Origin of the sequence: Extensimonas perlucida, assembly GCF_007655255.1 — a bacterium.
Lineage (GTDB): Bacteria > Pseudomonadota > Gammaproteobacteria > Burkholderiales > Burkholderiaceae_C > Extensimonas > Extensimonas perlucida.
In genome coordinates, this window is sequence record NZ_VMYE01000005.1 from 186,760 (window position 1) to 197,039 (window position 10,280).

At 67.0% G+C, this 10,280-nt stretch carries 9 protein-coding genes and 1 pseudogene; 4 read left to right on the forward strand and 6 right to left on the reverse strand.

Annotation, left to right across the window (positions count from 1 at the left end; genetic code table 11):
• Window positions 1-27 precede the first annotated feature (27 nt).
• The 4 genes from FK527_RS06940 to FK527_RS06955 all read right to left on the reverse strand — a co-directional run bounded on the left by FK527_RS06940 (window position 28) and on the right by FK527_RS06955 (window position 3,608).
• On the reverse strand, window positions 28-507 hold the full coding sequence (locus tag FK527_RS06940; RefSeq protein WP_144731539.1) for a chemotaxis protein CheW: 480 nt from the start codon (window positions 505-507) through the stop codon (window positions 28-30).
• An 18-nt stretch (window positions 508-525) separates the two neighbouring features.
• Window positions 526-2,646, reverse strand: a complete 2,121-nt coding sequence (locus tag FK527_RS06945) for a chemotaxis protein CheW (protein ID WP_144731542.1) — start codon at window positions 2,644-2,646, stop codon at window positions 526-528.
• Between the two features lie 80 nt (window positions 2,647-2,726).
• Window positions 2,727-3,089, reverse strand: coding sequence for a response regulator (locus FK527_RS06950; RefSeq protein WP_144731545.1), 363 nt, complete (start codon window positions 3,087-3,089; stop codon window positions 2,727-2,729).
• A 72-nt stretch (window positions 3,090-3,161) separates the two neighbouring features.
• Entirely contained in the window at window positions 3,162-3,608 is a 447-nt protein-coding gene (locus FK527_RS06955) for a hypothetical protein (RefSeq protein WP_144731550.1), read from the reverse strand.
• A 151-nt stretch (window positions 3,609-3,759) separates the two neighbouring features.
• On the opposite strand from FK527_RS06955, the gene FK527_RS06960 reads away from it, so the two are divergent.
• The 4 genes from FK527_RS06960 (at window position 3,760) to FK527_RS06975 (ending at window position 7,695) form a co-directional block, all read left to right on the forward strand.
• Window positions 3,760-4,971: a hybrid sensor histidine kinase/response regulator gene (locus tag FK527_RS06960; RefSeq protein ID WP_144731552.1), complete on the forward strand. Its 1,212-nt coding sequence runs from the start codon at window positions 3,760-3,762 to the stop codon at window positions 4,969-4,971.
• Window positions 4,968-5,597 carry a response regulator gene (locus tag FK527_RS06965; RefSeq protein WP_144731555.1) on the forward strand — a complete coding sequence of 210 codons (630 nt, stop codon included), beginning with the start codon at window positions 4,968-4,970 and terminating at the stop codon, window positions 5,595-5,597. The genes FK527_RS06960 and FK527_RS06965 overlap by 4 nt, the downstream gene beginning before the upstream one ends.
• Window positions 5,598-5,905: 308 nt before the next feature.
• Window positions 5,906-7,216, forward strand: a complete 1,311-nt coding sequence (locus tag FK527_RS06970; RefSeq protein WP_144731557.1) for a DUF3108 domain-containing protein — start codon at window positions 5,906-5,908, stop codon at window positions 7,214-7,216.
• A 173-nt stretch (window positions 7,217-7,389) separates the two neighbouring features.
• Window positions 7,390-7,695, forward strand: coding sequence for a BTH_I0359 family protein (locus FK527_RS06975; protein WP_144731599.1), 306 nt, complete (start codon window positions 7,390-7,392; stop codon window positions 7,693-7,695).
• A 137-nt stretch (window positions 7,696-7,832) separates the two neighbouring features.
• On the opposite strand, the gene FK527_RS06980 is transcribed toward FK527_RS06975, so the two are convergent.
• On the reverse strand, window positions 7,833-8,402 hold the full coding sequence (locus FK527_RS06980; RefSeq protein WP_144731560.1) for a hemerythrin domain-containing protein: 570 nt from the start codon (window positions 8,400-8,402) through the stop codon (window positions 7,833-7,835).
• 43 nt (window positions 8,403-8,445) lie between these two features.
• Window positions 8,446-10,280 (reverse strand): annotated as a pseudogene (locus FK527_RS06985) (LAGLIDADG family homing endonuclease); the annotation flags it as partial.

Here is a 10,280-nt window from a genome sequence, read left to right on the forward strand (position 1 = left end):
TTTTTCTCTCTTCGATGCCGCCAGCCGCTAGACCAGCCCCATGTCGGTGCTGGTCATGAGCTTTTCGATGTCGAGCAGGATCAGCATGCGCTCGCCGACAGACCCCAGGCCGGTAATGCAGCCCTTGTCTATGGTGCTTTCGACCTCGGGCGCGGGGCGGATCTGCTCCGGCACGAGCTCAAGCACGTCGCTGACCGAATCGACCACGATGCCCACGACACGCTGGTGCAGGTTCAGCACGATGACCACGGTGAAGCTGTCGTACGCGGCCTGCGCGCAGTGAAAGCGCAAACGCATGTCGACGATGGGCACGATGGTGCCGCGCAGGTTGACCACGCCCTTGACGAACTCGGGCGCATGCGCGATGCGCGTGGGCGGCTCGTAGCCGCGGATTTCCTGCACTTTGAGGATGTCTATGCCGTATTCCTCCTGCGCGAGGCGAAACGTGAGGTATTCACGCGCGGCGGCCACCGCGGCTTCTTCCGTCTTGCTTGCTACTGCTTCCATGGTTTTCCCTCTGCGAAATCAGTGCCGCGCCCGGCGCACCAGGCTCGCGGTATCCAGAATCAAAGCCACGCGGCCGTCACCCAGGATGGTCGCACCCGAGACGTTGGACACCTTGCGGTAGTTGGTCTCGAGGTTCTTCACCACCACCTGGTGCTGCCCCAGCAGCTCATCGACGAGCAGCGCGACGCGGCTGCCGTCGGCCTCCACGACCACCATGATGTCGCTCGACCTGCTGGCATCGAGGCGCGGCACCTCGAAGATTTTTTCGAGCGCAATCACGGGCATGTATTCGTCGCGCACCTTGACGAGCTGCGCCCCCTGCGCCACGGTGTTGAGGTCACCTGCCTGCACCTGGAAGGACTCGACCACCGAGGACAGCGGCAGGATGTAAACCTCGTTGTCCACGCCCACCGACATGCCGTCCATGATGGCCAAGGTGAGCGGCAGGCGCACCGCCACGCGCGTACCCTGGCCTTCGACCGAATCGATCTCGACCGTGCCGTTGAGCGCCGTGATGTTGCGCTTGACCACGTCCATGCCCACGCCGCGGCCCGAAACGTCGGTGACCACCTCGGCGGTGGAAAAGCCCGGCGCGAAAATGAGCTGCCAGACCTCGGCGTCGCTCATTTGGTCGGACACGTCCAGGCCGCGCTCGCGCGCCTTGCGCAGGATTTTCTCGCGCGACAGGCCCTGCCCGTCGTCGCGCACCTCGATCACGATGGAGCCGCCCTGGTGCGAGGCCGCGAGCGTGATCGTGCCGTGCTCGGGCTTGCCCTTGGCGCGGCGCTCGGCCGGCAATTCGATGCCGTGGTCGCAGCTGTTGCGCACCAGGTGCGTGAGCGGATCGGTGATTTTCTCGACCAGGCCCTTGTCGAGTTCGGTGGCCTCGCCCACAGTGACCATTTCGACCTTCTTGCCGAGCTTGTGCGCGAGGTCGCGCAGCATGCGCGGGAAGCGACTGAACACGACCGACATCGGAATCATGCGAATGGACATGACCGATTCCTGCAGGTCGCGCGTGTTGCGGTCCAGATCGGCCAGGCCCGCGAGCAGCTGCTGGTGCACTGCCGGATCCAGCCCGCGGCTGTTTTGCGCGAGCATGGCCTGCGTGATGACGAGCTCGCCCACCAGGTTGATGAGCTGATCGACCTTGTTCACGGCCACGCGGATGGAGGTCGATTCGAGCGACTGCGCCGGCACGGGGTGTGCCGTGTGCGCAGTCTGCGCGGCCTGCGTGGGTGCGCTGCGCGGCTCGGCAGTCGGTGCGGACGCGGCTGGCGCTTGCAGCGGCTCTGCAGGCGGCGCCGGGGCCGCATCGGTGAAAAGCCCATACCCTGCCGCCGGCTCTGCGGCCGGCGCGGCCGCCTGCGGCGCGCCAGGCTCGGTGATGCGCACCTGCTCCTTGGCGACGTGGAAAGCGAGCAGGTCGAGCAAGTCGTCGTTGGACGAGCTGGTCTGCACGGCAAAGCGGCGCATGCCTGGCGCCGGGGCCGGCAGGTCGCTGATGCTGCCCAGACCGGGAATGTCGCGGAACAGCTCCTTGATCGCGTCCGCCAGTGCGGGCTGTACGAGCGGGCCCACTTCGAGCTCGAGCTGGCGCGGCTGCCCCGCCGCCGGGCTGGGCACGGCGGGGCTTGCAACGGCAGCGACCGCGGTCGCAGGTGCCGGAGCCGGTGCTGGGCTTGGTGCCGGTGCGGGCGCGGCGGGTGCCGCAGCCCCCGCGGCGAGTGCGCTGATGCGGCGCACCAGGTCGCCCGTGGGCACGGCCTCGCCCTGCTCTCCGGCCTGGTGGCGTGCGAGCAGGCTGCGCGCAGCGTCGGCCGACTCGAGCAGCACATCGACCATCTCGGGCACGGGCTGCAGCTCATGGCGGCGCAGGCGGTCGAGCAGCGACTCCATCTGGTGCGTGAGCTCGGCCACGTCGGTAAAGCCGAAGGTGGCGGCGCCGCCCTTGATCGAGTGCGCGCAGCGGAAGATGCCGTTGAGCTCTTCATCGTTGGCGCTTTGCAGGTCCAGGTGCAGCAGGATCTGCTCGAGCTGGTCGAGGTTTTCGCCCGCTTCTTCGAAAAAGATTTGGTAGAACTGGCTCAGATCGAAATCCGCGCCTGCGCCCGTTGCTTCGTGCTGGGTCTGCGCCATGAGGGCTCCTGTGTGCTGCAATCAATGCGTGTCCGGCAAGGGACTGGGAATGTGGGAGGCGTTCAGGGTATTCAGGGTGTTCAGGGGATGAGCTTCTTGATGACTTCGATCAGGCGGTTCGGGTCGAATGGCTTGACCAGCCAGCCCGTGGCTCCGGCGGCGCGCCCCGCCTGCTTCATCTGGTCGCTGGATTCGGTCGTCAGGATCAGGATGGGCGTGGTCTTGAAGCGCGGCAACTCGCGCAGCTTGCGCGTGAGCCCTATGCCATCGAGCCGCGGCATGTTCTGATCGGCCAGCACCAGGTCCACGGCCTGGGCCTGCGCCTTTTCAAGGGCATCCTGCCCATCCACGGCCTCTATCACCTGATAACCCGCCGCCGTCAGGGTGAACGCCACCATCTTTCGCATGGAGGGTGAATCATCTACGGCAAGAATCGACGGCATGGAATGCTCCAGGAGGCTGAAAACTGAAAGGGCTGCATAGGTTAACTGTAATGACGCGCGGCGACGCGCCGGCTAGAACAACTCTACCGAACCGGCATCCATCTCGCCCTGCGTCACCGGGTTGGGCCGCTCGGGCAAACGGGGCACGCACGGCGCCACATCCTCCCCTTCCTCGGGCGGCATGACCTCGGCCGCGAGCCGGAACGCACAGCCCTGCAGCACCTGCTGGGTGTGCGTGATCAGCTGCACCGCCATGTCGTGAAATTGCAACTCCGTCACGGCGCCGCGCAGTGCCTGGCGCACTGCTGCGAGCGTGGGAGATGCGGCCACGGCCTCATTGTTCAGCAAGGCATTGGCCTCGTGAAAACGCGCGAGCAGGACTTCCGCCGCATGGTCGAGCAATCCTTCGAGACGTCGCAAGTCGTGCATGACGACCAGCAGCGCATCCTGAATTTCCGCCGCGGCCATGAGAGGCACCTCGACCTTGGGCTCCTGGGAGGGCGGTGGCGTGGCTTGCATGGGGTTCCCGTGGTGTCTATGGCGCGAAACGAAAAATGGCGTTGTCAGAAGGAATGCTGGCGGTTTGCGGGACGCTTGCAGGCGCTGGCACCCACATTCTCGGGTGCGGCGCGATGTTCCAAAATGTATCGGAGCCTATGATAACGCTCTTATGCACTGCGCAACATCGGGCCAAGCCCTGCACATTCTGCACCTCGAAGACTCCCCCGCGGACCACGCGCTCGCGCGCCTGGCTCTGCGTCGCGCGGGCCTTGAATGCACACTGCAGCAGGTCGAGACGCTCGCGGACTTCGAGCGCGCCCTCGCCGCGCAGCGCTTCGACGTGGTTCTGGCCGACTACCGCCTCGCCGGCTTTACCGCGCTCGACGCTTGGAAACTGGTCGAGCCGCTGCCGGCCCCGCCCCCCTTCGTGCTGCTGTCGGGTGCGATCGGCGAGGCAGCGGCCGTCGATGCGATGCGCCTGGGCATGGCCGACTTCGTGGCCAAGGACGACATGGCACGCCTGGCGCACGTGGTCACACGCGCCATCGAGGTGCACGAAGCCAGGCGTGCGCGCGCGCAGGCCATGGCCGAACTGGCCGCGTCGCAGCGCCGCCTCGCCGAACTCACCGAGCACCTGCAAAGCTCGATCGAGCAGGAACGCGCCGCCATTGCGCGCGAAATCCACGACGACATCGGCGGCGCGCTGGCCGCGCTGCGCTTTGACATTGCCTGGATCCGGCGCCACAGCCCCGACCCCGAGCTGCAGCGTCGCGCCGACACCGCCGCCGACATGCTGCAGCAGGCACTCAGCGCGAGCCAGCGCATCATGATGAACCTGCGCCCCCCCATACTCGACCAGGGCCTGGTCGCCGCCGTGCAATGGCTCGCGGCGAACTTCGAGCGGCGCACGGGCGTACCCGCGCAGGTGCACACAAGCCGTGAACACATTGCCCTGCCGCCCGAGGTGCAGCTCGTGGCCTACCGCACCGCGCAAGAAGCGCTGACCAACATCGTCAAGCACGCCCAGCCGGGCCAGGTGCGCGTGGAACTGGCCGACAGCGAAGGCATGCTCACGCTCGAAGTCAGCGACGACGGCCGCGGCATGACGCCCACACAGCGCGACAAGCCCAAGGCCTTCGGCCTCAAGGGGCTGCAGGAGCGCGCGCGCACCGTGGGCGGCTGGCTGGACGTGAGCAGCCAGCCCGGCCGCGGCACGAGCGTGGTCTTGTCCATCCCCTTGCCGTCCACGCAGCCGCTCGTTCCGGAACCTCGAGCAGACCATCCAGACAACACGGAAAGCACGGGTGAAACGCCCTCGTCCGCGCAAATACCGGCGCTCTCACCACCGGCTACGCCCGGCATGCCAGGAAATACGCCATGATCCACGTCGTCCTGTGCGATGACCACGCGGTGCTGCGCCGCGGCATCCGCGACACGCTCAGCGAAGAGCCCGACATCTGCGTGACGGGCGAAGCGGGCAGCTACGGCGAGTTGCGCGAAACCTTGCGCAGCGCGAGTTGCGAGGTGCTGCTGCTCGACCTGAACCTGCCCGGGCGCAGCGGCCTCGAGGTGCTCGCGAGCCTGCGCGAGACGCACCCCGCGATCAAGGTGCTGGTGGTCTCGATGTACCCCGAAGACCAGTACGCGCTGCGCTGCCTGCGCGCCGGCGCGCAGGGCTACGTCAACAAGGCCAGCGACCCGGCAGCGCTCGCCCAGGCCGTGCGCACCGTGGCCCAAGGGCGCAAGCACCTCACCCCCGAAGTCGCGCAACTGCTCGCCGACAGCCTGGCGCAGCCGAGCCCCGAGCTACCGCATGCCGCGCTCTCGGAACGTGAGCTGCAGACCCTCGTGAAAATCGCCTCGGGCCGCAAACTCTCCGACATCGCCGAGGAGCTCATGCTCAGCCCCAAGACCGTGAGCGTGTACCGCGCGCGCGTGCTCGAAAAGCTCAAGCTCTCGAACAACGCCGAACTCACGGTCTATGCCATCCGCAACAACCTGGTTTGAGAGGGCGGAGCCGCGGGCGGGAAATTGGGGTCAGATTCCAATTTCATCCGTCAGGACGCGGGATGATCTTTTTCCGTCATTGCGAGGGCCGAAGGCCCGCGGCAATCCATGGGGTGGTCACCACAGTGCCTGCATGCGTTGCAAAGGTCGGAACTGGATTGCCGCGCCCTGCGGGGCTCGCAATGACGGGTTTCTTGGCAGCGGCCAAAATGACCGTCAGCCATTCGCCAGCGCCCGCGAAGGTGCGCAGGAAAATTCGAATCTGACCCCAATTTATGGCATCGATTCAGGTGTTTGAACACTTTTGCATGCAAACCCGCCGCCTCATCGCGCTGACCCTGTTCGTGCTGACTCTGCACATGCTGCTGCTCGGCGGCCTGTCTTTGCGCGCGGATGGCGCGGGTGCCGGGCTTAGGCCCGCCGGCGGGCCGCTGGTGTTCAGCACGCGCAGCATCCAGGCCACGCCCGTGCAGACCCCACCTGACGCAGCCGCGCCGGCGCCCCTGACCGCAACGCCGCCCGCGGCGGCACGCAAGGCGCCCAAAAAGCCGCCCGCGCCGCGGCGCAAACCAGCACCGCGCACACCTGCCGAAACACCTGCCGAAACAGCCAAATCCCCGGACACCGCAGCCCCGCTGGCCTTGGCCGATGCGGCGTTGCGGGCGCCTGCGTCCCCTGCCCCGGCCGCAGAGCATGCCGACGCCAGCTCCGCAGCCACCGGAACCTCTGCGGAGGGTGCGCCCGAGCCTGGCGCCGCCGCGCAGAGCACAGCTGCCGCAGCCCCCACAGCCAGCCCGGCGCTCGCTCCTGCCAGTGCTCCCGCCAGCGCCGCCAGCGCCGCAGTCTCCGCCGCGGCAGAGGCGCCCGCGCGCGCAGCCCAGGGCGCCAGCGGCGCAGAAACCCGCGCCGATGCAGGGCTGGAGATATTCGCCGCTGAAGACGACGCCAAGGCAGCGCGCATGAACCAAACCCCGCCGCCCGTGCGCATTCCCCCCCCCATGCGGCTGGAATTCGACGCCCAGGGCCTCGTCAAGGGTCTGCACTACACGGCCGGCGCGCAGCTGCTGTGGCAGCACGATGGCAGCCGTTATCAGGCGCGCCAGGAAGTGCGCGTGTTCCTGCTGGGCACGCGCGCGCAGACGAGCAGCGGCAGCATCACCGCGCAGGGCCTGCGCCCCGAGCGCTTTGGCGACATCGCGCGGCGCGAACTCGCTGCGCACTTCGACTATGCGCAGGGCCGCGTCATCTTCAGCGCCAACACGCCGCAGGCGCCGCTGCGCGCGGGTGCGCAGGACAGGCTCAGCGTCTTCATCCAGCTCGGCGCCATGTTCGCCGCACAGCCGCAGCGCTTCGTGCCCGGCACGCGCATCAGCGTGCCCACCATTGGCCCGCGCAGTGCCGACCGCTGGGTCTTTGCCGTGCGCGCACTCGAAACCCTGCACCTGCCCGCCGGCGACATGCCCGCCTGGAGGCTGGAGCGCCTGCCCGAGCGCGACTACGACCAGAAGGCCGAGCTCTGGCTCTCCCCAGACCTCGGCTACCTGCCCGTGCGCATACGCCTCACGCAAAGCAGCGGCGACTACGTCGATTTGCAGCTGCGCAGCAGCGGGCCGCCGTGAAGCGGCGCTACCGTCACCTTGTGACGACGGCACGCCTCGTGCGGCTTCTGCGCCACGGGCAGGGCGAATGGCGCGCATGCGGCGATATTTCGTGAAATACTGCCAGCGATGCTGCGTCTTGAAGTTTGTCAAGCAGCGGTCATCTGATGCGCATACTGAATGGGGGGAACATCATGCACATGCTCTACGACTCTGAATCCTTTGTAGTAGTCCACATGCTGCCTGAAGCAGTGGACCCTGCTGCGGTCGCGCAAACCGAGCCCAAAACGGGCGCCTCTGCCGTGCCGCAGATGGCGCGCCACGGCTTTGAAATCGTGGACAAGCGCTCGGGCAAGGAGGTCTATCTCGACGGCTCCTGGGCTGAGCTGTTTCAGCAGCAAATCCTCGCCTGGCAACAAAAAACGCCCACGCAGGAAGAAGTCGAGGACACGCTCGACCGCTACGCCAGCCTCGCACAAAACCCGGTGGTGATGCACTGAGAAGGTGTGCACGAGCCCGGCGGGCTCTGCAGCTGCCTGGCGAGGGGCCCCAGAAAAGCTTTCGCGCGGGCATCGATCACTGCATTTTCTAAGGAAAATCAGCCCAAAGCCCTTATGAATAAAGTGTGAGCAGCTCTTTATTCAGGAGCAACCAAAGAGGGCAGCCTGGCCCCACGTCGCGCCGCCATCTCCTGTCCCATAGCTTGCAGCGCCGCTGCACCAAGCAGTTTTTGCGCGGCGGGGTAGGCGCGCTGCTCTTCGCCCTCGATGTGACGTGCGTAGTGCGCCGCGAAAGCGTCGAAGCAAGCCTCTTCCTGCGCGCTGAAGCTGCAGCGCTCCCCTTGGGCGAGCGCCAGCAAGGGCGTGCGTAGTTGTGCCCAGTCTGCGGCCATGCGCACATGGTCTTGCGCGAGGCGCTCCACCAAAGCCCGCACATCCGCGTCGCCCTGCGCGCGCAGCAGGGGGAAGAGGTGTTTTTCTTCGTCCTCATGGTGCAGCGGGCCGGCCTGGTCGAAGTAGCGCAGCACGTCGCGCGCGGCCTGGCGCGCCGCGTCGTCGCAGCCTTGCGCGCGCAGGTGGGCGCAGAGCTTTTGCAACAGGGTGAGCATGCGTTGCACGCGCGCGTGGCAGGCCTCGAGCATGGCAAACGGCTGCTCAAAGCCTGCTGCAGGCGTGTGCAGGCCGGGGAAGGCTTGGGGGGTGCGCATGGGGAAAAGGCTGGAGGATGGTGGATGGAGGCTGCGCGCGCCCTTAACCGCAGGCCCCGATGTGGCCGCACTGGGTGCAGTAGTCGCAGCCGTCTTTGCGGATCACGGCGTGTGCGCCGCATTCGCTGCATTTCTTGCCGAGCATGACGGGCGGCATGCCTGCGGGCGGATCGGCGTTTTGCAGCGCGTCGGGCGCGGCGCTGGTGCCGGCTGCGTTGGCCGCGGCGCGGCGCGCGAGGATGTTCTGGATGGCGTAGGCGATGGCCGCGACTTCCGAGTCGTGCCACATGGGCACGCGCGTGCCGTCTGCTTTTTCGTAGCTGCCCAGGCGTACGGGGCCTCGATCCCAGGCCACTTTGCGCATGTCGCGCAAGGCGCGCTCGAGAAAGCCGCCGCGCGCGGCGAGCGAGAGCAGGCGCATGCTCGAGGTGATCCACTGCTGCGATTCGCCGCTTTGCCCGACGGGCATGAAGAATTCGATCGCGCGATCGACCGTGCCCTGGCCGTCGGGCATGGGCACGGGCAGGAAGGACACCAGGATGTAGAGCGTCTTGTGCCCTTCCTGCGTCCAGTATTCGAGCTTTTCGGCCACGGCCGAGAGCGCGCCTTTGGGGCGGCTCTCGATCACGCTGCGCATCGGGTCGGCGTGTGGTGGCGCTTCTTTTTCAGGAGCTTCCTGCGCAGATTCGGCGGCGCTTTCAGGCGCTTCTAGCACTGAACCAAGGATGGCGTTGGGGCGATAGGTGGCCAGGCCCTTGAGCCCGGCGCGCCAGGCTTGCAGGTACAGGCCCTTGAAGTCGTCGAAGGGGTAGTCGGCGGGGATGTTCACGGTTTTGGAAATGGCCGTGTCCACGAGCGGCTGCACGGCCTGCATCATGGCGATGTGGCCTGCGGTGGACATTTCGAGCGCCGAGACGAAGTAGTCCGGCAGCGCCTGCACGTCGCCGCCGAGCGCGCGGTACAAACGCCAGGCGTGGTCTTGCACCTCGTATTCGCTGGTGCTGCCGTCGGCTTCGCGCTTTTTGCGCGTGTAAGTCCACGAGAACGCGGGCTCGATGCCGTTGGAGGCGTTGTCGGCAAAGGCCAGGCTCACGGTGCCCGTGGGCGCGATCGACAGCAGGTGGCTGTTGCGTATGCCGTGCGTGCGGATTGCCTGCTGCAATTCTGCGGGCAGGCGGCTGGCGAAGGTGCCTTCGGCGAGGTAGCCGGCGGCGTCGAACTTGGGGAAGGCGCCTTTTTCGCGCGCGAGCTCGACCGAGGCGGCGTAGGCCGCGTCGCGCATGTGCGTGGCAATGCGCTGCGCCATTTCGCGGCCTTCGGGCGCGTCGTAGCGCAGGCACAGCATGCTCAAGGTGTTGCCCAGACCCGTGAAGCCCACGCCGATGCGCCGCTTGGCCATGGCCTCGGCGCGCTGCTGTGGCAGCGGCCACCAGGTGAGGTCGAGCACGTTGTCGAGCGCGCGCACCTGCAGCGCCACGGCTTTTTCGAAGGCGGCAAAGTCGAACGCGGGCACGCCGTCGAAGCCGAACGCATGGCGCACGAAGCGCGGCAGGATGATGGGGCCGAGGTCGCAGCAGCCGTAGGGCGGCAGGGGCTGCTCGCCGCAGTTGTGCACGACGAGGCCGTTGGCATCGAAGGCGTGCACGTCGGCCACGGTGACGTCGAACACGTCTTCGCAGCCGTCGTCGATCAGGGATTCGACCGTGGCAATGAAGCGCTCGCGGTTCAAGGCGCGGCTGTAGCCGGCTAGCAGCCTGTCGGACTTTGGAATCGTCGGCTGCGAATGCGCCGCAGCGGCCCATTTTTTACCGTCTTCTTGCCCCATAGTCCCGCTATGGGGCGGCGAATCCGGCAAAAACTGGCCTCGCCGGGGCGCAT